Annotated in this window: 18 protein-coding genes and 1 tRNA gene; 11 read left to right on the forward strand and 8 right to left on the reverse strand. The window is 32.1% G+C overall.

The window, feature by feature from the left end; translation table 11 throughout:
- Window positions 1-98: 98 nt before the first annotated feature.
- Window positions 99-3023, forward strand: a complete 2925-nt coding sequence (locus RH98_RS00780) for a M16 family metallopeptidase (protein WP_010249430.1) — start codon at window positions 99-101, stop codon at window positions 3021-3023.
- A gap of 57 nt (window positions 3024-3080) precedes the next feature.
- Here RH98_RS00780 and mfd read toward each other — a convergent pair whose 3' ends face one another.
- The gene (gene mfd / locus RH98_RS00785) at window positions 3081-6434 is read right to left on the reverse strand and encodes a transcription-repair coupling factor (RefSeq protein WP_010249431.1); all 3354 of its coding nucleotides are present in this window, start codon (window positions 6432-6434) and stop codon (window positions 3081-3083) included.
- A 14-nt stretch (window positions 6435-6448) separates the two neighbouring features.
- Window positions 6449-7039 carry a hypothetical protein gene (locus RH98_RS00790; RefSeq protein WP_010249433.1) on the reverse strand — a complete coding sequence of 197 codons (591 nt, stop codon included), beginning with the start codon at window positions 7037-7039 and terminating at the stop codon, window positions 6449-6451.
- A gap of 206 nt (window positions 7040-7245) precedes the next feature.
- On the opposite strand from RH98_RS00790, the gene RH98_RS00795 reads away from it, so the two are divergent.
- The 4 genes from RH98_RS00795 to RH98_RS00810 all read left to right on the forward strand — a co-directional run bounded on the left by RH98_RS00795 (window position 7246) and on the right by RH98_RS00810 (window position 10868).
- On the forward strand, window positions 7246-8202 hold the full coding sequence (locus RH98_RS00795; RefSeq protein WP_010249434.1) for an NAD-dependent epimerase/dehydratase family protein: 957 nt from the start codon (window positions 7246-7248) through the stop codon (window positions 8200-8202).
- Between the two features lie 527 nt (window positions 8203-8729).
- Window positions 8730-10022, forward strand: coding sequence for an aldehyde dehydrogenase family protein (locus tag RH98_RS00800; protein WP_010249436.1), 1293 nt, complete (start codon window positions 8730-8732; stop codon window positions 10020-10022).
- Between the two features lie 45 nt (window positions 10023-10067).
- Entirely contained in the window at window positions 10068-10709 is a 642-nt protein-coding gene (locus tag RH98_RS00805; protein WP_010249438.1) for a trimeric intracellular cation channel family protein, read from the forward strand.
- Between the two features lie 85 nt (window positions 10710-10794).
- Window positions 10795-10868, forward strand: a tRNA-Asn gene (locus tag RH98_RS00810).
- Window positions 10869-11390: 522 nt separating this feature from the next.
- On the opposite strand, the gene RH98_RS00815 is transcribed toward RH98_RS00810, so the two are convergent.
- The 5 genes from RH98_RS00815 to RH98_RS00835 all read right to left on the reverse strand — a co-directional run bounded on the left by RH98_RS00815 (window position 11391) and on the right by RH98_RS00835 (window position 17684).
- The gene (locus tag RH98_RS00815; protein WP_010249440.1) at window positions 11391-11672 is read right to left on the reverse strand and encodes a F0F1 ATP synthase subunit delta/epsilon; all 282 of its coding nucleotides are present in this window, start codon (window positions 11670-11672) and stop codon (window positions 11391-11393) included.
- A gap of 22 nt (window positions 11673-11694) precedes the next feature.
- On the reverse strand, window positions 11695-13206 hold the full coding sequence (gene atpD / locus RH98_RS00820; protein ID WP_010249442.1) for a F0F1 ATP synthase subunit beta: 1512 nt from the start codon (window positions 13204-13206) through the stop codon (window positions 11695-11697).
- Between the two features lie 152 nt (window positions 13207-13358).
- The gene (gene glmS / locus RH98_RS00825) at window positions 13359-15203 is read right to left on the reverse strand and encodes a glutamine--fructose-6-phosphate transaminase (isomerizing) (protein ID WP_010249448.1); all 1845 of its coding nucleotides are present in this window, start codon (window positions 15201-15203) and stop codon (window positions 13359-13361) included.
- A gap of 12 nt (window positions 15204-15215) precedes the next feature.
- Window positions 15216-16850: a DUF4270 family protein gene (locus RH98_RS00830; protein ID WP_010249450.1), complete on the reverse strand. Its 1635-nt coding sequence runs from the start codon at window positions 16848-16850 to the stop codon at window positions 15216-15218.
- Window positions 16851-16880: 30 nt separating this feature from the next.
- A complete protein-coding gene (locus tag RH98_RS00835) occupies window positions 16881-17684 on the reverse strand; it encodes a glycogen/starch synthase (RefSeq protein ID WP_010249452.1) in 804 nt (267 codons plus the stop codon).
- 110 nt (window positions 17685-17794) lie between these two features.
- On the opposite strand from RH98_RS00835, the gene panC reads away from it, so the two are divergent.
- Genes panC through RH98_RS00850 form a run of 3 tightly spaced genes read left to right on the forward strand, consistent with a single transcriptional unit; the run spans window position 17795 to window position 19979 of the window.
- Window positions 17795-18643, forward strand: coding sequence for a pantoate--beta-alanine ligase (gene panC / locus RH98_RS00840; protein ID WP_010249454.1), 849 nt, complete (start codon window positions 17795-17797; stop codon window positions 18641-18643).
- A gap of 14 nt (window positions 18644-18657) precedes the next feature.
- Complete coding sequence (panD, locus tag RH98_RS00845) at window positions 18658-19008, forward strand: aspartate 1-decarboxylase (protein WP_010249456.1); 351 nt, start codon at window positions 18658-18660, stop codon at window positions 19006-19008.
- 8 nt (window positions 19009-19016) lie between these two features.
- On the forward strand, window positions 19017-19979 hold the full coding sequence (locus RH98_RS00850; RefSeq protein WP_010249457.1) for a lysylphosphatidylglycerol synthase transmembrane domain-containing protein: 963 nt from the start codon (window positions 19017-19019) through the stop codon (window positions 19977-19979).
- Between the two features lie 19 nt (window positions 19980-19998).
- Here the strand turns inward: RH98_RS00850 and RH98_RS00855 are convergent, their stop codons facing one another.
- Window positions 19999-20565, reverse strand: a complete 567-nt coding sequence (locus tag RH98_RS00855) for a hypothetical protein (RefSeq protein ID WP_010249458.1) — start codon at window positions 20563-20565, stop codon at window positions 19999-20001.
- 553 nt (window positions 20566-21118) lie between these two features.
- On the opposite strand from RH98_RS00855, the gene radA reads away from it, so the two are divergent.
- The 3 genes from radA (at window position 21119) to RH98_RS00870 (ending at window position 25130) form a co-directional block, all read left to right on the forward strand.
- Window positions 21119-22489: a DNA repair protein RadA gene (gene radA / locus RH98_RS00860; RefSeq protein WP_010249459.1), complete on the forward strand. Its 1371-nt coding sequence runs from the start codon at window positions 21119-21121 to the stop codon at window positions 22487-22489.
- A 26-nt stretch (window positions 22490-22515) separates the two neighbouring features.
- Entirely contained in the window at window positions 22516-24150 is a 1635-nt protein-coding gene (locus RH98_RS00865; RefSeq protein WP_010249461.1) for a DUF4139 domain-containing protein, read from the forward strand.
- A 179-nt stretch (window positions 24151-24329) separates the two neighbouring features.
- Entirely contained in the window at window positions 24330-25130 is an 801-nt protein-coding gene (locus tag RH98_RS00870) for a M48 family metallopeptidase (RefSeq protein ID WP_010249463.1), read from the forward strand.
- Window positions 25131-25149: the final 19 nt, after the last annotated feature.

Here is a 25149-nt window from a genome sequence, read left to right on the forward strand (position 1 = left end):
GAAAGTTCGCTTTTTTATTGAATTTAGATTCATTTTTAATAATAGATTGTAAAAATTATTTTTAGCTTTGAAAATTACTCACTATAACATTGAGACTTATGAAAAAAAGGTATTTACTTTTTGGTCTTCTATTTTCAATGAGCTTACCTACATTTGCTCAGTATAAGACAGTTACCAAGAAAGATAGCAATGGATTTACATATGAATATGTAGAAAATGATCCTGCCAAAGCAAGAATTTATACATTGAATAATGGATTAAAAGTTTACTTAGCTCAAAATCATGATGAGCCTCGTATTCAAACTTATATTCCAGTACGTACAGGTTCTAATAACGATCCTGAAGATAATACAGGTTTGGCGCACTACTTAGAGCACATGGTTTTTAAAGGGACTTCTAAATTAGGAACCGTTAATTGGGAAACTGAAAAAGCTTATTTAAAACAAATTTCTGATTTATATGAGCAGCATAAAGCAGAAACTGACCCAGAAAAGAAAAAAGAACTTTACAAAAAAATAGATGCTATATCAAAAGAAGCATCTAAATATGCAGTAGCAAATGAGTATGATAAAGCAGTTGCATCAATAGGTGCTTCAGGAACAAATGCTCATACTTGGTTTGATGAAACAGTTTATCACAATCAAATTCCTTCAAATGAAATTGAGAAATTTTTAATTGTAGAAAGTGAGCGTTTCTCTGAACTTGTATTAAGATTATTCCATACTGAGCTAGAGGCTGTTTATGAAGAGTTTAATAGAGGTCAAGATAATGACTATTGGGCAACTAATGAGGCAATGATGGCAATGCTTTTCCCTGCTTCTCATTATGGAACGCAAACTACTATTGGTACTTCTGAGCATTTGAAAAATCCATCAATGGAGGCAATTCATAATTACTTCAACCAATATTATGTTCCAAATAATATGGCTGTGGTACTAGTGGGGGATTTAGAATTTGAACCTACTATTAAATTAGTGAATGCTTATTTTGGTTCAATGAAGAAAGCTCCTCAACCATTTGAGTATGTAGCTAAGGAACAACCATTGACTAAAATTCAAGAAAAAGAAATATTTAGTCCACAAAGTGAAAGAGTAGAGATAGGTTTCCGTCTAGGAGGTGCAAAAACTAAAGATGCTCTATATCTAACTTTAGTAGATATGATTCTTAGCAATGGGCAAGCTGGTTTGATTGACTTAGATATTAATCAGAAACAAAGATTGTTATATGCTAGAAGTTCTTCTCAAGTAATGAAAGATTATTCTGTACATGAGTTTATGGCTATGCCGAATGAAGGACAAACTTTAGAAGAGTCTAGAGATATCTTATTAGGAGAACTTGAAAAAATTAAAAAAGGAGAATTTGACGAATGGTTATTAGAAGCTGTTGTTAATGACTTCCGTAAAAGTTCTATGCAAGCTTTAGAAAATAATGATGCTATTGCAAGTGAGATGTATCAAGCTTTTATTCAAGGAAGAACATGGGAAGAAACAGTATCTGACTTAGATGAAATGTCTAAAATCACTAAACAAGAGTTAGTAGACTTTGTAAATAAAAATTATAAAGATAACTATGCAATTGTTTACAAACGTCAAGGTGAGAATAAGGATCTTGTAAGAGTGGAGAACCCTGGTATTACACCTATTGATTTAAATAGAGATAGTGAATCTGAATTCTATGCTAAATTTAAAGGAATAGAAGTAAAAGAGATTCAACCTGTATTTGTTGACTTTAATAAAGCAATTAAAAAAGAAAAAATAGGAAAAGGTAAAAGTATATTGTACTCTATCGAGAATAAAACAAACGATTTAGCAACAGTAAACTTTATTACTCCAATTGGTTCTGATAATGATAAAAAACTTTCGTTAGCAATTAGTTACTTAGATTATTTAGGAACAAATAAATATTCTGCAGCTGATATTAAGAAAGAGTTTTACAAATTGGGAGTTGAGTATAGTTTAAGCACAAGTAATGACAAAACTTACATATCAATCAGTGGATTAAAAGAAAATATCCCAGCAGGGTTAAAATTGTTAGAGCATTTAGTTACTAACGCTAAAGCGGATACTGAGGCTTATAACAATATGATTGATCAAATTCTTAAAGCACGCTTTGATGCTAAATCTAGTAAAGGTGGAATTCAAAGAGCTTTAGATAGTTATGTGACTTCAGGTGGTGAATTAAGTAGATTTAAAGATATTCTGAGTGAAAAAGAATTAAAATCTATTAAACCAGAAGAGTTAGTAGGACTAGTTCATACCTTTTTTGACTATGATCAAGATGTATTCTATTACGGAAATGATTTAGCTACTGCTAAAAAAGCAATAGAAAAAGATCACAACTTAGGTAAAGGTAAAAAAGTTCCAGCAGCAAGAGTTTATCCTGAGCCTGCAACAGACGGAACTTTATATTTTGCTCCATACGATATGGTTCAAGCTGAAATTTCTTACAAAGGAAGAGAAGATAAGTTTAATAAAGATTTATTAGCTACTTCTAGAGTATTTAATAATTATTTTGGAGGTGGAATGGCATCAGTTGTATTCCAAGAAATACGTGAATCTAAATCTTTAGCTTATTCTGCATATGCTTATTATTTAAATGCGAGTAAAGCTGATAAATATAATTATGTAATGGCTTACGTAGGGACTCAAGCAAACAAGTTACCTCAAGCGGTAGATGCTATGATGGAATTAATGAATGATATGCCACAAGCAGAAAGCCAATTTCAAAATGCTAAGAGATCTGTACTTAAAAGTATCGCAACACAGCGATATACTAAAGCGCAGATATTCTCTTATTGGTTAAGTTTACAAGAAAAAGGAATTGATTACGACATCAATAAAGATATCTATACTCAAGTAGAAAATATGAATATGAGTGATTTAGTGAATTTCTTTGATAAACATGTAAAAGGTAAAAAATATAACTTTGGACTACTAGGTAAGAAAGATAATCTAGATTGGGAAGCTGTTAAAAAACTTGGAGAAATTAAAGAGCTGACTTTAGAAGACTTATTCGGATATTAGAATATTGTCATGTCAGAAAATAGAAAAGGCTATCGATTTCGATAGCCTTTTCCATTTTTATTTATCTAATAATTCAATATACTCAAGAGCTTGTTTTATTGATTTTACATGTTCAAATGTTAATAATAAGCGCAACCCTTGTTTAGTTTGTTTTTCTTTGAGTTTACAAATATTAGCATGTTGCTGAACAAAGGTCATTGACTTTCTAAATTTAGGAGATTGATAGAACTCTGAGCCCTGATCTCCTAAGAAGTAACATATCATCTTTCCTTGTTTTAGAACTACTTTTTCTATTCCCATGTTAGATGCATGCCATTTGATACGGATGCTATCTAAAAGAGCAATTGCCTGTCTAGGTAGAGGACCAAAACGGTCTATTAGTCGTTGCTCGTATTCTTTTAAAACTTCTTCAGAAGGAATATTACTTAATTCATTATAGAGATTAAGGCGTTCAGTAATATTGTTGATGTACTCATCTGGGAATAAAATTTCAAAATCAGTATCGACTTGTGTATCTTTTACGAAGACTTTGTTTTCATCAGAATTTTCTTCCGCATATAAATCTTTAAATTCATTCTGTTTAAGTTCTTCAATAGCTTCTTGCATAATCTTTTGATAAGTTTCGAATCCTATTTCGTTGATGAAACCACTTTGTTCTCCTCCTAAGATATCTCCTGCACCTCTAATCTCAAGGTCTTTCATCGCAATATTAAATCCACTACCAAGATCACTAAATTGTTCTAAAGCTTGAATTCTTTTACGAGCGTCTTCTGTCATTGCTGAATAAGGAGGACAGATAAAATAACAGAAGGCTTTTTTGTTACTTCTTCCAACACGACCTCTCATTTGATGTAAGTCTGATAATCCAAAATTATTAGCATTGTTAATAATAATCGTATTTGCATTTGGTACATCCAGACCACTTTCCACAATTGTAGTAGCAACTAATACATCAAAAGCGCCATTCATAAAAGAAAGCATTAGTTCTTCAAGTTTTTTACCTTCCATTTGTCCATGTCCAATACCAACTTTTGCATCTGGCACTAAACGTTGAATCATTCCTGCTACTTCTCGAATATTCTCAATTCGATTATGTATAAAGTAGATTTGTCCACCACGTTCTATTTCATATGATATAGCATCTCTGATAATTTCTTCATTAAAGCTTATAACGCTTGTCTCAATTGGATACCTATTTGGAGGAGGAGTCGTAATCACTGATAAATCTCTAGCAGCCATTAAAGAGAACTGCAATGTTCTAGGTATTGGGGTAGCAGTTAGCGTTAACGTATCAACATTCTCTGAAATTGTTTTTAGCTTATCTTTTACTGCGACACCAAACTTTTGTTCTTCATCAATAATTAGTAAGCCTAAATCTTTAAATACTACACTTTTATTTACTAGTTGATGCGTACCTATTATGATGTCTATTTTTCCTTCTTCTAAGTCTTTTAGAATTTCATTTTTCTGTTTTGTAGTGCGAAAGCGATTCAAATAATTTACACTTACAGGCATATCTTTCAGACGTTCTGTAAATGTTTTGTAATGTTGAAAAGCTAATATTGTTGTTGGAACTAGAATAGCAACTTGTTTACCATTGTCTACCATTTTAAAAGCCGCTCTAATGGCTACTTCCGTTTTACCAAAACCTACATCACCACAGACCAACCTGTCCATAGGACGCTCACTTTCCATATCCTGTTTTACTTCTTGGGTAGCCTTGAATTGATCTGGTGTATCTTCATAGATAAAAGAACTTTCTAATTCATGTTGAAGGTAACTATCAGGTACACATTGAAACCCTTTTTTTAATTTTCGCTTAGCATATAATTGAATTAAGTTGAAGGCAATGTTTTTTACTCTTGCTTTCGTTTTATTCTTTAAGTTTTTCCAAGCATTTGAGCCAAGTTTGTGAATTTTGGGAGGTGCTCCATCTTTACCGTTGAATTTTGCAATTTTATGTAAAGAGTGAATACTTACGTAGACGATATCGTTGTCAGCATATACAAGTTTTATAGCTTCTTGTGTTTTGCCTTCTACTTGTATTTTTTGTAATCCACCAAATTTACCAATACCATGATCAATATGTGTTACATAGTCACCCACTGAAAGTGAATTAAGTTCTTTTAGTGTTATAGTTTGTTTCTTGTTGTAGCCGTTTTTAATATTGAACTTGTGATAACGTTCAAATATTTGATGGTCAGTGTAACAAGCTATTTGTAATTCTTCATCGATAAAACCTTCATAAATCGGTTTTACGATAGTTTTATATGATTCAACAACATTGTGTTGATTCTCGTCTTTTAATGTCTCAAAGATGTCTTTAAATCGCTTAGCTTGGTTGTCGTTAGCACAGAATAAAAAGTTTTGAATACCATTATCAGTATTTTCATTTAGGTTTCGGACTAATAAATCAAACTGCTTATTAAATGAGGGCTGAGGTTTTATGTGGTACTCATAATTGCTAGTGGTCTGAATTAATTTAGTATCATCTAATTCAATATAGTTGAATAGCTCAATTTTGTTTAAGAAGTTTGCTCCATTCATAAACATCTCAGAGGGATCTTTGTGCGCTAGATTTTTATTTAATTTGTCATATATAGCAATTGCCTTCTCATACAGTCTATCTAGTGCATCAATAGTAATCGAGGAGTTTTGAGCAAATATCAATGTGTTAGAAGATATATAATCTAAAAAGCTTTCTCTTGACTCTGTAGAATGCTTATTCTCCATATTTGGAATAATAGTTATTTTCTTTTTCTTGTCTATAGAAAGCTGTGTTTCCACATCAAAAGTACGTATACTATCTATTTCCTCCCCAAAGAATTCAATTCGGTATGGCTCATCGTTTGAAAAAGAGAATACGTCAACAATCCCCCCGCGAACAGCAAATTCCCCTGGCTCAGCAACAAAGTCAACGCGTTTGAAGTTATATTCAAAAAGCGTTTCATTGATAAACTCAATATTTAGACGGTCGCCTACATTAACTTTAAGAGTGTTTTTTTCTAATACTTTTTTAGTAACTACTTTTTCAAAAATAGCTTCTGCATAGGTTACTATTATAGCAGGTTTTTTCCTTGAGCTTATTCTATTAAGCACTTCTGCTCTTAATAAAATATTAGCGTTGTCGGTTTCTTCTATTTGGTAAGGTCTACGATATGAACTTGGATAGAATAAAACATCTTCCTTATTAACTAAGGTTTCTAGATCATTTAGGTAATAAGCTGCCTCTTCTTTATCGTTAAAGATTAATAAGAAAGGAACTTCAGTAGAATGAAATAGAGCTTCTATTTGGAAAGAGACAGAAGAACCTATTAAACCTTTTAACTCGATTTTTCTTCCTCGTTCATTAAGATCCTTTAAAAGTTGTGATGTCTTTGTTGATTCGCGATAGAGTTGTTTGATATCCATATCTTAGTTTATTCTTATTTATTTTCTGGATTAGCCATTCTTGTTGTATCAAGTAATTGTAACATTTCTTCTTCTCCTACTTCAGTAGGTAAGTGGTTCTTTACAACTATCTCTTCCATTTTATCAATAAGAATTGTCAAATTTTTCTTTACTTCTTCTATATGTGTTTCTATCTTAGGAATATCAATTGGCTCTAGATATAGAAACATCTGGAGATTCTTTATAGAATTTTGTAGTACTGTAATTCTTGCTTTTATGTCACGAGTATTTAATTCTTGTGGAAATTTTGTGTAAATGATAGATTGTATTTTTGTATCTAATAAATCTATCTTTTTTTGATAAGCAGAAATAGAAGTCATTGGCTTAAGTTCCATTTCTTGTTTAAAATCATTCCATGGCTTCCAATCTTCTAATAGACTATTTAAATCAGCAGTAACACCTGGAAATTTGAAAGACCAATTGTTCTCTAAGTAATTGAACACACTGTCATTGTGCATTGTCAACTTCTCAGTTTCTACTTGTCTCAGTTTATCTTCATCCTTGCATGACACAAATAGGAGAAGTACAATAAAAGATTGTCTTATAAATTTGAAGGTCGTTTTCATGTATCTGTAAATATGTTCCAAATTTACAAAGTTCTGTGATATAATCTGTAAACGTGATTCTAGATTGTTGTTATAATTGCTTTTAATAAAGACCTGCTTAAAAGGAGCAAGCTATAAATGAAAAAGTTTATGTAAGAAATAAGTGATAAATTGATTAGTTATAGTCATTAGATTATATTTGTAAAATATTATAATATACTATTCTAATGGGAACCAAAATTCTAATAATAGGGGCTTGCGGACAAATTGGGTCAGAGCTTACGTTGAAATTGAGAGGTATTTACGGTAATGACAATGTTATTGCTTCCGATGTTCGTGAAGGTAATGAAGCATTAATGACTTCTGGACCTTTTGAAATATTGAATGCAATGGACTTTGATGCAGTATCAAAAGTTGTTGATAAATACAATATTGACGAAGTTTATCTGATGGCAGCATTATTGTCTGCGACTGCAGAGAAGAACCCTGCTTTTGCATGGGATTTGAATATGAATTCATTATTTCATGTTTTAAATTTAGCTAAAGAAGGTAAGATTAAGAAAATATTTTGGCCATCATCTATAGCTGTATTTGGACCTACAACTCCTAGAGTAAATACACCACAGTATACAGTAATGGAACCTAGTACAGTTTATGGTATATCTAAACAAACTGGTGAACGTTGGTGCGAATATTACTTCAATAAATTTGGTGTTGATGTTAGAAGTATACGTTATCCAGGTTTAATTTCATGGACAACTCCTCCAGGAGGTGGAACAACAGATTATGCAGTAGATATTTTCTATAAAGCTATTGAGGATAAACATTATAATTGTTTCTTATCTGAAAAATCTGCTTTACCAATGATGTATATGGATGATGCTTTAAATGCTACAGTTGGTATAATGCAAGCAGATAAAGAAGATGTAAAAATCCGTTCTTCATACAATTTAGGTGGAATATCATTTACACCAGAAGAAATATATGCAGAAATAAAGAAACATATCCCTGATTTTACTATCGAGTATAATCCTGATTTTAGACAGGCTATTGCTGATAGTTGGCCAGCAAGTATTGATGATTCAGCGGCTCAAAAAGATTGGGGCTGGAAACATAAATATGATCTAGCTAGTATGACAAATGTTATGCTAGAGAATTTAGAAAAAGTTCTTACGAAGAAATAATAAAAAGTAAACAAAAAGCCAGTATATCACTATACTGGCTTTTTTATTTTGATAATTTTTTGAAGACTAATCTGTATAGTGGTATTATAATGATTACAAGTGAAATCACTATTATAATATTGCTTATCATTTCATTAATAATATGTTGTAGACGTAATATTAATGAAAGGGCAAATATTATTAAACCTAAAAATAGTAACTTTAAATTATTATTCATTTTGAATTGTTTTGTACAAATATAGCTATTTAGCCTAGTTTGTTAAACAAATATATCACTAAAGGACTTATTATCATTACAAAAGAAATTGTGATAATGAAATAAGCGGTTTGAGCATTCAAAATATCAATTGAATATAAAATTATTGATAAAGCGAGTAATGCTATTCCTAAAAGTAGAATAGTTGTATTTCTTTTCATAACTTGTGATTTACATTGTACTAAGTTAGTTTATTATTAGATGAGGTACAAGTATTTAGAAGTTAGATTTTTAAGATTATAATTTATATAAATAGTTAAAACTATATTTTATGAAAGCAGAAGTTAAACAAATATTAGTAGAGGCAAATACTGTTTTTAAACAGTGGAAGAAAGAGGATTTAACTACACGTATTGCTTATTTAAAAGGACTACGCGATAAGTTATTAGTAAACAAGATAGCTTATGGAGAGTTGATGACGAAAGATATGAATAAACCAATTAAACAATCTGTTGCAGAAATTGAGAAATCAGCTAAATTAATTGATTATTATATTGATAATGGAGAACGTATTTTAAAGGGAAGAACCATTAAAACACATTGGAGTGAGGTTTTTACGGTTAATGATCCACTAGGTGTTATTTTAGGAGTAATGCCTTGGAATTATCCTTTTTGGCAAGTATTTAGATTTGCAGTGCCGACTATTCTAGCTGGGAATACTGTTGTTCTGAAGCATGCAAGTAATGTTCCATTATCAGCACAAGCTTTAGAAGAATGTTTTTTAGTAGATGGATTTCCTAAGGTATATTTTAATATTTCTGTCCCTGGTAAAGAGGTTGACGAGGTAGTAGCAGATCCAATTATTAAGGGAGTATCTCTGACAGGTAGTGAACCTGCTGGTAGTTCTGTGGCAAGTATTGCAGGTTCTTTGATTAAGCCTGTTGTTTTAGAGTTAGGAGGTAGTAATGCATTTATTATTAATGACGATGTTGATCTTGACAAGATTGTTCCTTTAGCTTTAAATGCACGTTTCCAGAATACTGGGCAAAGTTGTATTGCCGGAAAACGTTTTTTAGTACACAATTCTATTAAAGAAGAGTTTATTAAGAAGTTCGCTGAAGGAGCTAAACAATATCAAAGAGGTAATCTTATGGATTATGCTACTGAGATTGGATTGATGGCTAGAGAAGATTTAGCGATAGAATTAGAGAAGATAATGAATGATTCAGTAGCAATGGGAGCTAAGATTGTTTTTGGAGGCAAACGAGAAGGTGAATGGTTTGAGCCAACTTTATTAACAGATGTTACCGAAACTATGCCTGCGTTTCAGCAAGAAACATTTGGCCCATTAGCAGTAGTAGTTGGATTCAATACTTTTGACGAAGCGATTGAATTAAGTAATAATTCACATTTTGGTCTTGGCGTGGCAATGTTTGGAAAAGATGTTGATTTCTTAAAATCTAAAATTCACGATTTTGATGAAGGGGCTATATTTATAAATGATATGGTTATTTCTGATCCTAGCGTGCCTTTTGGAGGAAATAAGTATTCTGGTATTGGAAGAGAGATGTCAGATGAAGGATTACTGTCTTTTGTGAATAAAAAGTCTGTTGTAATTAACTAATCTTTTTTTCTTTAAATTTGAACTACTCTTTAGAATCATCTTATTATGATTGATACATTTATAGATTTCTGGTCTTCAATTAGCTTTGTTGATATCATTGAGTTTTTAGGAACTTGTGCTTTCGCTATTTCTGGTATCCGCATGGCATCCGCAAAAAGTGTTGACTGGTTTGGGGCTTTTGTAGTAGGATTTGTGACAGCTACTGGAGGAGGTACATTAAGAGATTTATTATTAAGTGAAACTCCTTTCTGGATGCTTTCAAGTGTATATATTTGGTGTACAGTATTAGCTTTGTTCTCTGTTATTATGTTTAGTAAACAATTAGTGAGATTAAATAATACTTTCTTGTGGTTTGATAGTATTGGTCTAGGTTTATTTGTAGTGGTAGGAACAGAGAAAACAATTGCTTTAGGCTATCCTTTTTGGGTAGTTATTATTATGGCAACAATTACCGGAGTGGTAGGAGGGATGATACGTGATATACTTATTAATGAAATTCCAGCTATTTTTAGACAGGAATGGTATGCTCTCGCATGTATATTTGGAGTGTTTATCTATTATTTTTTAGATTTTTTAGGTTTAGACGATGTAATTGTTCAGGTCAGTACTGCTATAGCAGTGTTTGTAATTCGTTTGATAGCAACTCATTACCGATTAGGTCTGCCAACACTGAAAAATGAAGTATAATTTATAGAATGTTTTTTTTGTGATTTTTGTTTGCAAGAAATGAAAAAACATTCTATATTTGCAACGCAATAAAGGTAACACACCTTCCTCCTTAGCTCAGTTGGTTAGAGCATCTGACTGTTAATCAGAGGGTCCTTGGTTCGAGCCCAAGAGGGGGAGCAGAAAGCTAGACATTTCTGTCTAGCTTTTTTTATTTTATAGTATTTCTTAGTAGAATTGGAGAATTAATATATCAATCTCAAAAGTTGTGTTTATGCATACAGTTTGGTTAATCTGTATAGAAAAGGTCAAGTTTTAGAATTGAGAAGTGTAAAACACTATCATAGTAATCTCAAAAAGTTTTTATTAAGAATAAAGTCTGTATTGACTGATTTTTAAGCATTATATTTTTAGTAATTCTATAAGACTTCAAATACGTCATCTTGGCGAACAATATTAGTATTCTCAAAAAACAGCTAAAGTAGGTAAGTTAACTAGAGTGTAATTGTACCTGGTTTCTAAAATTGATTCATATATTCTTTTGTAAGCTTGTAAGAATAGCTTTAGCGTTATTTTAGATAGGTTTTTAAAGAGTTTTGTAACAAAAGTGTAGATATCTTTGTCTTTGTGTGATATCGAGATATATAGAACAAAAAAAGCCGATTCGTAAGAATCGGCTTTTTGTATATTTAAAAGCTAAACTTAGTTAGCTAATATAATAATCTTATTGTCATTTAGTTCAATAACCCCTGCATTTATTGGTAAATGAAAAGTGTCTTTACCAATTTGTTGAAATTTTGAATTAAATGCTTCTTCAATAGTAATGTTAGTTCCTGTAAACTTTACATCCCCCTTTGTTAAAATTGAAACAATAGGTGCGTGGTTGTTCAGCATTTGAAACTCACCTTTAATACCTGGAACAGATACTGTTGTAACCTCTCCACTAAATAAAGTAGCTTCAGGTGATACTATTTCTAATTTCATATTGATTTATATTAAGTGATTATTAAACTTCAGCAAGCATTTTCTCTCCAGCTGCAATCGCTTCTTCGATTGAACCTTTTAAGTTGAAAGCTGCTTCTGGTAAATGATCTAATTTACCATCAATAATCATGTTAAATCCTTTGATTGTATCTTTAATATCAACTAATACTCCAGGAATACCTGTAAATTGCTCAGCAACGTGGAATGGTTGAGATAAGAAACGTTGAACACGACGAGCTCTGTGTACAGCTAGTTTATCTTCTTCAGATAACTCTTCCATACCTAGAATCGCAATGATATCTTGTAATTGTTTATATTTTTGTAAAATTTCTTTTACTCTTTGAGCACAAGCATAATGATCTTTACCTAAAATTTCTGGTGTTAAGATACGAGATGTTGAATCTAATGGGTCAACAGCTGGATAAATACCTAACTCAGCAATTTTACGAGATAATACAGTTGTAGCATCTAAGTGAGCAAAAGTTGTAGCAGGAGCAGGGTCTGTTAAGTCATCCGCAGGTACGTAAACCGCCTGTACAGATGTAATAGAACCTTTTTTAGTTGAAGTAATACGCTCTTGCATTGCCCCCATTTCAGTAGCTAATGTTGGTTGGTATCCTACTGCAGAAGGCATACGACCTAATAAAGCAGAAACCTCAGAACCAGCTTGTGTAAAACGGAAGATATTGTCTACGAAGAAAAGTACGTCTTTTCCTTGGTCATCACCAGCACCATCACGGAAGAATTCAGCAATAGTTAAACCTGATAAAGCTACACGAGCACGTGCTCCTGGTGGCTCATTCATCTGTCCGAAAACGAATGTTGCTTTTGATTCTTTCATTCCAGGTCTATCTACTTTAGATAAATCCCATCCTCCATTTTCCATAGAGTGCATGAAATCTTCACCGTATTTAATAATACCTGACTCTAACATCTCACGTAGTAAGTCGTTCCCTTCACGAGTACGCTCTCCAACTCCAGCAAATACTGAAAGTCCTCCGTGTCCTTTAGCGATATTATTAATAAGTTCTTGAATCAATACTGTTTTTCCAACTCCAGCACCACCGAATAAACCAATTTTACCACCTTTTGCATATGGCTCAATAAGGTCAATTACTTTAATACCAGTGAATAGAACTTCAGTAGCAGTTGATAAATCTTCAAATTTTGGAGCTGGACGGTGGATAGGTAAACCATCTTTACCTTCTTTAGGTAAGTTTCCTAGACCATCAATAGCGTCACCAACTACATTAAACAATCTACCAAATACTTCTTTCCCTACAGGGACTTGGATAGGAGATCCAGTAGCAATTACATCGTAACCTCTACTTAATCCGTCTGTTGAGTCCATTGAAATTGTACGAACTGTATCTTCTCCAATGTGTGATTGTACTTCAAGTACTAATTTAGAACCATCTGGTTTGGTGATTTCTAATGAATCATAAATTCTTGGAAGTTCGGCATTTTCAGAGTTGAAAACTACATCAACTACTGGTCCGATAACTTGCGCAACTTTTCCTGTAACTTTAGACATTGCTTATGTATTTATTTAACAGCTATTTACGTTTAATGAAAAAATCTACTTTTTCAGAGTGCAAAGATAGGTTTTTTCTCTTAATATTAAAAAGATTGAAATTTTATTTTATATAAAAAATGCGAACCACTATTTGGTCCGCATTTTTTATGCTATTCTACAGTAACCGACTTCGCTAAATTACGAGGTTGATCGACATTGCAGTTTCTTAATACAGCTATGTGGTAAGACAGTAACTGTAAAGGGATTGTCGTTATTATTGGAGTCAAAGCTTCTGAGATTCCTGGTACCTCAATTACGTGGTCAGCAAGTTCTCTTACTTGTTTATCTCCTTTTGTTACTACAGCGATAATTTTACCATTTCTCGCTTTAATTTCTTGAATATTACTTACTACCTTATCGTAATGTTCCTGATCTGGAGCAATTACAATCACTGGCATGTGTTCATCAATTAAAGCAATTGGGCCATGTTTCATCTCTGCAGCTGGGTAGCCTTCAGCATGAATATAAGAGATCTCTTTTAATTTTAAAGCTCCTTCTAATGCAACTGGATAGTTATATCCTCTTCCTAGATATAAACAGTTGGTCGCATTTTTATAAACTTCTGATATCTTTAGAATTTCCTCATTTTGGGTTAAAGCTTCTTGTACACGTTCTGGAATTAATTCTAATTCATGTAAATATTTCAAATACTCAGAATTAGCAAGAGTTCCTTTTGCTTTAGCTATTCTTAATGCTATTAATGTAAGAACTGTGATTTGCGTCGTGAAAGCTTTAGTAGATGCAACACCAATTTCTGGTCCTGCATGTGTATAAGCTCCTGCGTGTGTTTCTCTAGAAATAGAAGACCCTACAACATTACATACCCCAAATACAAATGCTCCTTTTTCTTTTGCTAATTTTATAGCTGCTAGTGTATCTGCAGTCTCTCCAGATTGTGAGATCGCAATAATGACATCATTAGAAGTTATAATTGGATTTCTGTATCTAAATTCTGATGCATATTCTACTTCTACTGGGATACGTGTTAATTCTTCTATCACATATTCAGCAACTAGTCCAGCATGCCATGAAGTACCACAAGCAACAATAATTATGCGTTTAGCATTTAGGAATTTATCAATATTATCTTCAATCCCAGCCATTCTTATTAGCCCTTGATCAGCTAATAGACGCCCTCTAAATGTGTCTTTAATTACTTCTGGTTGTTCATGAATTTCTTTAAGCATGAAATGGTCATAACCATTTTTCTCTATTTGCTCTAGGTTTAATTGCAATTCTTGAGCATAATGATCAACTAAAGAGTCATCTTTAATTTTTCTTATGCGTAAAGGTTTATGTAAACGAATAATTGCCATCTCTTCATCTTCTAAATAAATAGCATTATTTGTATATTCAATAAATGGTGAGGCATCTGAAGTAATAAAATACTCATTTTCACCAATACCAATTGCAAGAGGACTTCCTAATCGGGCAGCAATGATTTCGTTTGGTTTTTTAATATCCATTACGGCAATTGCGTAAGCCCCTACAACTTGATTAAGTGCAATTTGAACAGCTTTACCTAACTTTACATTTGCTGTTTTTTGTACATCTTCAATAAGATTGACTAATACTTCAGTATCAGTATCTGATTTGAAAGTATAACCTCTTTTTATTAATTCTTGTTTTAGAGAGTCATAGTTCTCGATGATACCATTGTGTATCAATACTAATTCTCCTGAATTAGAAAAGTGTGGGTGAGAGTTAACGTCGTTAGGAACTCCGTGAGTAGCCCAACGTGTATGTCCAATACCTACTGTTCCAACTTTTATTTCGTCTGTGCTTTTTTCGACAAGGTCAGCAACCTTACCTTTTGTTTTGCACATATTAATCTGGTCGCCATCAAAAATAGCTACACCAGCACTATCATATCCTCTGTATTCTAATCTAGTTAATCCTTTAATGATTACTGGATAAGCATCTCTATGTCCAATATATCCTACAATTCCACACATAGTCTTCTCTTGTTATTTTTTAGTAGTATAAAATATCTCTAATTTCATTCTTTTTTTGCCAGCCGCTTCAGTGTTTCCGTATATAACTGCTCCTAGAGGAGATGTGATTGATACAGAAGACATTGTTTTAACATCTGTAGGCTGATTAGTAATAGGGGTTTGTAGGGTTTTGAAGTTAGTTTGTTTTATTGTATTTGTGTAACTATTACTAACAGTAAGTGCTAGTTTAGGACTTTTAATAGTTTTTCCTTTAATAAGGCTTTGTATTAAATCTTTTACTCTGAATGTATATGAGTATTTATCTTGTTTTCCTTTGTCGTCACCAGGAATTAAATTACCTCCAAAGATTGGTTTAGTAGTTCCTGAATCGCTTAAAAAGTCTGCGATATTTGTTCCATCATCAAAATTATATAAATACAATCTTTCTGGTGCAATCGCATCTTGCATTGCTTCTTGATCTAAATGAACAGTTAAGAATGCATCGTTTATTAAAACTTTTTGGTCGCGTAATTTTTTTAATTCTTCAAAATCATTACTTTGAAATAAATCAAGAACAGCTACACTACCTTCTGCACCTTTAAGGTATAATTGGTCATCACCATTAGTTTTATTAGGATTAGCAATCATTTGTTTGTAAACGTCATCTTCATTTGTATTCATTAAGTTTACTAAAATGTTACTAGAATTAGCAAGATTTGAATCTCCAGAAACTGCAAAAGACAAAAGAGATAATTTAATCTCTCCTCTAACTTTTGTAGTTACTTCCTTGCCATCAGCATCTTTACTTTTTTGATCTTGTGAGTAAGTTGCTCTTAAATAACTTTGTGCAGGATTAATTAATCCGATAGCACCTTTGCTGTTATTTGGTGAAGCTTGTAAGAAAAGACCTTTGAATATGTCTTGAAAATAATCAGTACTTGCAAGTTTAGTTCTATTTTCTACAAAGAATTTTTGAAAATATTCTTTATTTAAGTCAATCCAAAAACCAGGAGCAAGAGTTGACTTAAGGTCAGCTGTTGTCTCGCCGTTTTCTCCTTTTTTATAAATATTAATTCCTTTGTTATTGAAAATAACATTCGTGTTTTGAGTGCTATTAGGGCTGTCGTTTAGTAAAATTGATGCTTTGTTTGACTCAAAATTAGCAATGCTATTGTTGTAATATTTATTAGAACCTCCTTCTACAGGGTTGTCATTACTTAAGAAATAACCATTTTGGTAAACTTTTAAATCAAATGAACCCGATCCATAGGTACTGTTAAGCTTATATGTACTAATATTTTCTTCTTTCTTTTCTAATTCCACATTGTAAAAAGGAATGTATAAATATACAGAGTCTAAAACAGCAGTTTCATTTAGTTCACCAAAACTTGAAATATTATCAGCAAAGTTTAGCGCGATACTATTTGACGTTGTTCCGAAAACACCATTTTTGATTGAACCTAACGATACTTCAGGTAATCTGCTAGTTTCTACTGGGCCATAAGCTTGATTGTAGGCTTTTAAATCTTTAACGACATAAGATTGAACGTCATAGTCTCCACCTCCGATGATGTCGTTACCTGTTTCAGTATAGTCTTTATCGCATGATTGTAATGCAACAAATCCTAGAGCAAGGAATAATCCTCTGATGATATTTTTTTTATCCATGTAATGTATTACAAAATGGTTGTCAATAGATTAGAAGAATTTTTGATAAAATTCTGTGTATAATTTAGCAAAATCTTCTTTAGGAACGAAAGGTAAAAAAGGTTTTTCAGAAGATTCTATAAATTTTGTTAAATTTGAACTTACGTTCTCTGATGCAATAATTACACCATCAGAATTTCTAATTGCGTTCATCATTATGTTTTCATAAGTTGGAACGGCAAACTCTGTAATTAGCTCTTCTGGTAACTCATCAAAAGCTACTTTTTCCTTCATATTTGGACTTAAAGTTCCTGCAAAGCCTTCTTCAAAGATTGAAGTTACAACCTTTGTATCTCCAAAAATAGCTTCATCTTTATAGTACTCTTTTAAATAAATTGGCAATAATGAAGCCATCCATCCCTGAACGTGAATTACATCCGGAACCCAATTTAATTTTTTAACTGTCTCTATTACCCCTTTTGTGAAGAAAATAGCGCGTTCGTCATTGTCAGGAAATAGATTTCCTTCTTCATCTGTAAAAGTTGATTTACGTTTGAAGTACTCGTCATTATCAATAAAGTAAACCTGAATTCTTTCTTTTGGAATAGAAGCAACTTTTATGATTAAAGGCATATCCATATCATTGACTACAAGATTCATTCCCGATAATCTAATTACTTCGTGCAATTGGTGTCTTCTCTCGTTTATACTACCATATCTTGGCATAAAAATTCTTATTTGCCCACCTTGGTCATTAATCATTTTTGGAGCGTCATAAGACATTAAAGAAACTTCATTTTCTGCTAAATAAGGTACCACTTCAGATGATACGTATAATATCCTCTTATCTTTCATCTTGATTTTTAATTTCTGTGTGTGAAATAAATAAACAATGCAAATTTACGAAATTTTATGGAGTTATTTCTTAAATAACTAATTTTGCCATTATTTTAAACACGAAGCTGATGTTTCTTTTTAGTACTAAAGCCGAATTGCAAGCGTATTTAAAAACATTTCGCGATGCCAATAAAGCTATAGGTCTTGTACCTACGATGGGGGCTATTCACAATGGTCACCTATTCCTTATGCAACAATCTTTAAATGATAATGATTGTACAGTAGTGAGCATTTTTGTCAATCCAACTCAGTTTAACAATGCTGATGATTTACAAAAATATCCACGTACGTTAGAAAGAGATGTAGAGACAATTAAATCTCTTTCTGAAAAAATTGTAATTTTTGCACCGACAGTTGACGAAATGTATGGTGGAAATACAGTAGCCCAATCTTTTGATTTTGATGGACTAGATAAAGAAATGGAAGGTGCACAAAGGCCTGGACATTTTGATGGCGTTGGTACAATTGTAAAAAAATTGTTTGAATTAGTAATGCCAACAAACGCTTATTTTGGTGAGAAAGATTTCCAACAGTTGCAAATCATTCGTAAAATGGTAGCTAAAGAACATATTCCTGTGAATATTGTAGGAGTGCCTATTTATAGAGCAGAAGACGGTTTAGCAATGAGTTCTCGTAATGAAAGAGTGTCACATGATGGTTTACAAAAAGCTACTTTCTTATATAGTGTTTTGAAAAATGCACAGGAAATATTTTTAACGGAAGGTATCGAAAAAGTTAACCAATTTGTTGATAATGAATTTAAAAATAATTCTAACTTTGACCTCGAATATTTTACAATAGCTGACGAAGATACATTAAAGCCTGCTTTGGTGATAGAAGAAGGTCATCGATATAGAGGTTTCTTAGTGGCTCATATTGAAGGTGTTCGATTAATTGACAATTTATCTTTTAACTAAAACTCAAGCGACAAATGCAAGTTGAAGTAGTAAAATCAAAAATTCACCGTGTAAAAGTAACAGGTGCTGACTTACATTACATAGGTAGTATTACAATTGATGAAGCTTTATTAGAAGGGGCTAATATGATTGAAGGTGAAAAAGTTTCAATTGTGAATATTAATAACGGTGAGCGTTTTGAAACCTATGCTATTCCAGGACCTAGAAACTCTGGTGAAATTACTTTAAATGGGCCTGCAGCCCGTAAAGTGCATAAAGGTGATATCATTATCATTATATCATACGGTATTCTTGATTTTGAAGAAGCTAAAACTTTTAAGCCTTCTATTATTTTTCCAAATGAGGAAACAAATACTATAAGCTAAAATTATATTTGAAAAAAAGAATAGGTAAAATAGCTAATTTATTACTCCCACTTTTGTTGGGAGTTTTTTTGGTTTATTACTCTTATAATAAGTTTACATCAGAGCAGATTGAAGAGATGGTTGCCCATTTTAAAGGAGCAAATTATAATTATATAATCATCGCTTCAATCTTCTCTATTTTGAGCCTATGGGCAAGAGCTTATCGATGGAGGTATGCTTTAAAATATATGGGGTATAATTCTTCAATAACTACTAATTTTATGGCAATCTCTATTGGTTATTTGATGAATTTAACTGTACCTCGCTCAGGGGAAGTATCTCGTGCCTTGGTGTTGCAGAAATATGAAAATATCCCTTTTGATAAAAGTTTTGGAAGTATTGTTTCAGAGCGAGTTGTTGATCTTGTATGTTTATTACTTTGCGTCTTTACTGCATTGATATTACAATATGATATTTTAAAAGAGTTTTTACTGCACTATATCCCGGTTGAAAAAATAGTATATTTAGTTATCGCACTCCTTGCCTTATCTGCTTTTACTTTTTATTTCTTGAAATATGTGAAATGGAAGATTATCCTCTTTTTGAAGAAAAAAATAAAGGGGGTTGTAGAAGGTCTGAATAGTACTTTTAAAATGCCATATCGCAAACAGTTTTTGTTTTTTACTATTCTTATTTGGGGCGGTTATATTGCTACATTTTACTTTGGAATGTTAGCCTTGGAAGAAACGAGTAGTTTATCTTTCTCTATCGTCATGTCTGCTTTTGTAGCCGGAAGTTTTGCAGTTTCTTTTACTAATGGAGGTTTTGGTGCTTTTCCTTTAGTAATCTCTCAACTATTGTTACTTTATCACGTATCTGCAGTGGCAGGTACAGCATTTGGTTGGATTCTATGGACAACGCAGACTGCAATCGTTGTAGTATTTGGAGCTCTGTCTTTTATTGGACTACCAATCTACTACAAGAAAAGATAGTTAATCAACTATTTCATACTTAAAAATTGTAGCTTATTTTAGCATTAATTGCAGGGTAAGTAAGTTTTTCATTAGGCAAATCGTCATAATATATTGTTGAAAATCCTATCCCTAATTTTATTTCATACGTGAAGTTGGAATTGTTGATGTTTCTTCTGATGTTCCATGATGGCACTAGATTGTAACTATCTTTTGCTTTCACATGATATTCTTCATAGTCAAAGGTTTTTAGAAAATCAGGTTGATAAGAAGCTTCAAAGGAGAAGAAATTAGCAGCGTTGTTTTTTGTGTTTTTACCTTTTCTAATTCTATTATTTATATTGTAATAATATCTTGGTTCTATACCTAGGGAAAAAGCAGAAAAGTACTTGATATAATCACTATTGATGGCAAATCCTATTTGATAATCAAGATTTCCTTTTACAGTTAATTTATCTACTACTGGTGTTTCATAGCTATAACCTACAAATAACAATCCAACACTTATTTCTGAATGAGATTGTAAAGTCTCTTTTGCTTCTTGAGCATTGGTGTATATAAGGGGAGTAAAAATAATAATAAGTAATAAAAATTTCTTGAGTATCATTTTGTATAAGAATTTATGCAGGTGTAAATATATAAATTCTAATTAATTGATAGTTAAGATGCTTTGTTGTATGTTTTACTTTTTTTATTATTATTTGATTTTAGAAAGTATTTTTTAAAAGGTCATGTTTTTTCTACTTACTACGTTGTATAGAGCAAAATAAAAAACACCTCACTTTTTTTTACCCCAAAAAAAACTCATCTACTTAAATTACAATACTTTAGTGTAAAAAAAATCATTTTAAGGTAAAATTGCAATGCTTGTGAAAGCCTGTATTCATAGGCATTAGAGCTAAATCCTTCAACACTTCTTCAACACTTCGCCATGATTGCTCCATATAGAAGGCTATTTGTTGAAGGAATGTTGAAGAAGTGTTGAAGGAATGTTGAAGAAGTGTAGTGTTAATCAGTTCTAGTACTTAGCGTTTTATTTAGTTTATAATATTTAAGATATAGGATTAGAAAGTTTCGTCTGAGAATATGGCTAGATTTAGTTACATTTTATTATGTTTTTAAATTGTAAATTTGAAAGGTAGTTTTATAAAATAAAAAAAATGGCTAAAGTAAAAACAGCTTTTTTCTGTCAGAACTGTGGCGCACAGACGCCTAAATGGATGGGACAGTGCCCATCATGCAGAGAATGGAATACATTGGTAGAAGAAGTAATACAGAAAGAAGAGAAGACTGGATGGAAGCCATCTAATGCAGCTTCGTCTGGAACTAAAAGAGTTGCAAAGCCATTAAAAGTAAGAGAGATTGACAGTACGGAAGAGATAAGAATGAATACTCTAGATGGAGAGCTTAATCGAGTTTTAGGAGGGGGGCTTGTTCCAGGATCTATGGTGTTGTTGGGAGGAGAGCCTGGTATTGGGAAAAGTACATTGTTGTTACAAATTTCGCTAAAATTACCTTTTAAAACACTTTATGTTTCTGGTGAGGAAAGTCAGAAACAGATTAAAATGCGTGCAGAAAGAATTAATCCAATAAATGATAACTGTTATATTCTAACAGAAACAAATACACAAAACATATTTAGACAGATTGAAGAAATTCAGCCAGATGTATTAATTATTGACTCGATTCAAACCTTACATACTGATTATATCGAATCTTCTGCTGGTACAGTATCTCAGATTAAAGAGTGTACTGCTGAGTTAACAAAGTTTGCTAAAGAAACGGGAACTCCAGTTTTAATTATTGGTCATATTACTAAAGATGGAAGTATTGCTGGTCCAAAAATGCTTGAGCATATGGTAGATACTGTATTGCAATTTGAAGGAGATCGCAATCATGTATATCGCATTCTTCGAGCTAATAAAAATCGCTTTGGTTCTACAGCAGAATTAGGAATATATGAAATGCAAGGAAGTGGACTTAGGGAGGTATCGAATCCATCTGAAATATTGATATCACATAAAGATGAAGAGTTGTCTGGGACTGCTATAGCTGCTACACTTGAAGGGATGAGACCTTTAATGGTAGAGGTACAAGCACTAGTAAGTTCTGCTGTTTATGGGACTCCACAACGTAGTGCTACGGGCTATAATCTAAAACGTTTGAATATGATTTTAGCAGTATTGGAAAAGCGTGCTGGATTTAGATTAGGACAAAAAGACGTTTTCCTGAATATTACAGGAGGTATTACAGTAGATGATCCTGCTATTGATTTAGGAGTCGTAGCTTCAATATTATCGTCGGATCAAGATATATCGATAGACAAAGGTGTGACATTTGCTGGAGAGGTAGGGCTATCAGGTGAAATTAGACCTGTTAATCGCGTAGATCAGCGGATTCAGGAAGCAGAGAAACTTGGGTTTAGTCAAATTTTAGTATCTAAATACAATAAAATCTCATACAATGGAACGGGAATTAAAGTAATATTAGTCACTAAAATTGAAGATGTCGTAGAGCATTTATTTGGCTAATTATTACAATTAAAAAAATAAATTATATGAAAAACAAATTAATCCTTTTTGCTCTAATTTTTAGTTCTATAGTGAGTTGGGCACAGAAACCGTTGTTTAGTCAAGCTAAATTAGAGAGTGCACGAGTGTACTTTAATAGTGCTGAATTGACACATAAAGCAAATTTGAAATTGCCTAAAGGGACTTCAGAGATTGTAATTACTAATATAGCTGACAATTTAAATGATCAAACAATTCAAATTGGTGCAACGAACGATGTTACTGTTATGTCTGTGCAATACAGTAATCGATTTATTGAGGAGTATGATGCCTCAGAAGATTCTCCTTTAATCAAACCAGTAAAGGATAGTATCCGTTTGGTTGAAGTTGAACTTAAGAAAATAAGTAATCAATTAGCTACCGAAAGGAAAACAATAGAAGTCTTGGATGCGAATATGAAAGTAGGTAATAGTCAAGGGAATACTACTCAAGAGATTACTAAGATGGTTGATTATTATAAGGTTAAAAGAAATCAATTAGCAAATGAAGTCGATAGATTAGCAGAAATAGAGAATAAGTTATCTGTTCGATTATCTAATTTAAAAGATAGATTAGCTTTTAACGATGGTAAAGGAGATAAAGTTAGTAAAGGGAAGATTGTTCTTCAAGTTATGAGTGAGAAGGAAGGAAATGCTAATCTTCAAATAAAATATTTAACTCCTTATGCAAGCTGGAAACCATTTTATGAATTAAGAGTAGATCAAGTTAATTCACCAGTTAAAATTGTATATAAAGCAGATGTTAACCAATCTACAGGACTTGATTGGCGTAATGTCAAGTTGAGTTTAACTAGTGGGATTGCTAATCAAAGCAATCTTATTCCAAAATGGTCAATGTGGTTTCTTAATTACCAAAACGACAATGTCTATAAAGAGCTCCTTAATAAAAGTAATAGAGTATCTAATTCAAGAAAAACGGTTACTGCTGAATATTCAGAAGTAGTAGAGAGTCTTGATTATATGCCTGAAATATTTGAAGAGTTATCTATAAATGATTATACAAATATTAATAATTCACAATTAAATGTTTCATTTGATATCAGTATTCCTTATACAATTGTGTCAAATGGAAAGAACCATAGCGTTACCCTAAACAATATTTCAATTCCAGCAGAGTATATGTATTATGCTGCTCCTAAGCTTGATCTGAATGCTTATTTAGTAGCAACAATTAAGGATTATTCAAATTATAATTTATTGGCTGGGAATGCAAATGTAGTATTTGAAGGAGTATATGTTGGAAAGACTTATTTAGATCCTGGAAATACAGAAGAAGTAATGAAACTCAATATGGGTAAAGACCCTCGAATTGTTTTGACACGTACTTTAGTAAAAGATAAATCAGGAACAAAAACACTATCTTCAAAGAAAGAACAACAATTTTTATATGACATTGTAGTTCGAAATACTAAAAGTGATACTATTACTATTCAAATAGAAGATCAATATCCTATAAGCGCGAATAAAGATATCGAGGTAGTAGTGACTGAAAAATCAGGTGCTTCAATTAATCAAGAAAAAGGGATAGTAAAATGGGATTTGAAGTTGAAAGGTAATGAATCCAAAACGTTGAAATTTGGGTATCAAGTAAAATACAATAAAGATCAACGAGTAAATTTATAAATGAGTACTAATAAAAGAACTTCTTTATTTAGTAGTTATAAAAAGAGGAAGACTATTAAATTAAACAAGAAAGTATTAGTAATGTTTTGAGTCGATTTTTATTTGTGATCATAGTCGAAAATTAAAATAATATAAGAAAAAGAGTATTTTTGCTCTTCGAAAAGTAAAATGTAAAAAATATGAAGAAGGTTTTAATAGCTGCAGTATTTGCTTGTTTTGCAATGACATCAGCTCACGCACAATTTGGAAAATTAAGTGGGAAAAAACTTGATGCTGTAAAAACTGCTGTATCTGCTTTCACAGTAAGCGATGAGGATATAATCCAAGCTGCTCAAGAGTCTGTAAAGTGGATGGACGAGAATAATCCTGTATGTTCATTAGATTCTAAAGATCCGCAAATGCGTGCATATGCTGAGCGTTTAGAGAAAATTTTTGGACCATATAAAAATTATGATGGTTTAAATTTAAACTACAAAGTATATTACGTAACTGATGTTAATGCATTTGCTTGTCCTGATGGAAGTGTTCGCGTATTTTCTTCATTAATGGATATTATGAGTGATGAAGAGTTATTGGGTATAATTGGACATGAGATAGGTCACGTAAAATTAGAACACTCAAAAAAAGGGTATAAACAAGTTTTATTGACAGAGGGAGCTACTAAATATGCTGGTTCTACTAAAGGAACTGTTGCTGAATTAATCAGCGAAAACTTTGAAGAGATGGCTAATAAGTTAATCGGAGCTCAATTCTCACAATCACAAGAGTCTGATTCTGACGATTATTCTTATAAATTTATGGTAAGTAATGGAATGAATCCTCAATCTCTTGCTGATGCTTTCCAAAAATTTGCTGATATGGAAAAAGAATATGGAGCTGAAAAAGGTATTGGTTCTAAAATGATGTCTACACATCCCGATAGTGAAAAACGTGTAAAACGTATTGAAGCTAGAATAGCAAAAGAAGCAAAAAAGAAATAATTCATTTCATACTACGTGT

This window comes from Myroides injenensis M09-0166 (assembly GCF_000246945.1).
Lineage (GTDB): Bacteria > Bacteroidota > Bacteroidia > Flavobacteriales > Flavobacteriaceae > Flavobacterium > Flavobacterium injenense.

Excerpts from the sequence above, each read along its gene's own strand:
- RH98_RS00855 (WP_010249458.1), bottom strand. The coding sequence starts at position 20,565 with ATGATACTCAAGAAATTTTTATTACTTATTATTATTTTTACTCCCCTT.
- RH98_RS00780 (WP_010249430.1), top strand. The coding sequence starts at position 99 with ATGAAAAAAAGGTATTTACTTTTTGGTCTTCTATTTTCAATGAGCTTA.
- RH98_RS00790 (WP_010249433.1), bottom strand. The coding sequence starts at position 7,039 with ATGAAAACGACCTTCAAATTTATAAGACAATCTTTTATTGTACTTCTC.
- panD (WP_010249456.1), top strand. The coding sequence starts at position 18,658 with ATGCAAGTTGAAGTAGTAAAATCAAAAATTCACCGTGTAAAAGTAACA.
- panC (WP_010249454.1), top strand. The coding sequence starts at position 17,795 with ATGTTTCTTTTTAGTACTAAAGCCGAATTGCAAGCGTATTTAAAAACA.
- RH98_RS00870 (WP_010249463.1), top strand. The coding sequence starts at position 24,330 with ATGAAGAAGGTTTTAATAGCTGCAGTATTTGCTTGTTTTGCAATGACA.
- radA (WP_010249459.1), top strand. The coding sequence starts at position 21,119 with ATGGCTAAAGTAAAAACAGCTTTTTTCTGTCAGAACTGTGGCGCACAG.
- RH98_RS00815 (WP_010249440.1), bottom strand. The coding sequence starts at position 11,672 with ATGAAATTAGAAATAGTATCACCTGAAGCTACTTTATTTAGTGGAGAG.
- atpD (WP_010249442.1), bottom strand. The coding sequence starts at position 13,206 with ATGTCTAAAGTTACAGGAAAAGTTGCGCAAGTTATCGGACCAGTAGTT.
- glmS (WP_010249448.1), bottom strand. The coding sequence starts at position 15,203 with ATGTGTGGAATTGTAGGATATATTGGACATAGAGATGCTTATCCAGTA.
- RH98_RS00865 (WP_010249461.1), top strand. The coding sequence starts at position 22,516 with ATGAAAAACAAATTAATCCTTTTTGCTCTAATTTTTAGTTCTATAGTG.
- mfd (WP_010249431.1), bottom strand. The coding sequence starts at position 6,434 with ATGGATATCAAACAACTCTATCGCGAATCAACAAAGACATCACAACTT.
- RH98_RS00795 (WP_010249434.1), top strand. The coding sequence starts at position 7,246 with ATGGGAACCAAAATTCTAATAATAGGGGCTTGCGGACAAATTGGGTCA.
- RH98_RS00830 (WP_010249450.1), bottom strand. The coding sequence starts at position 16,850 with ATGGATAAAAAAAATATCATCAGAGGATTATTCCTTGCTCTAGGATTT.
- RH98_RS00800 (WP_010249436.1), top strand. The coding sequence starts at position 8,730 with ATGAAAGCAGAAGTTAAACAAATATTAGTAGAGGCAAATACTGTTTTT.
- RH98_RS00805 (WP_010249438.1), top strand. The coding sequence starts at position 10,068 with ATGATTGATACATTTATAGATTTCTGGTCTTCAATTAGCTTTGTTGAT.
- RH98_RS00835 (WP_010249452.1), bottom strand. The coding sequence starts at position 17,684 with ATGAAAGATAAGAGGATATTATACGTATCATCTGAAGTGGTACCTTAT.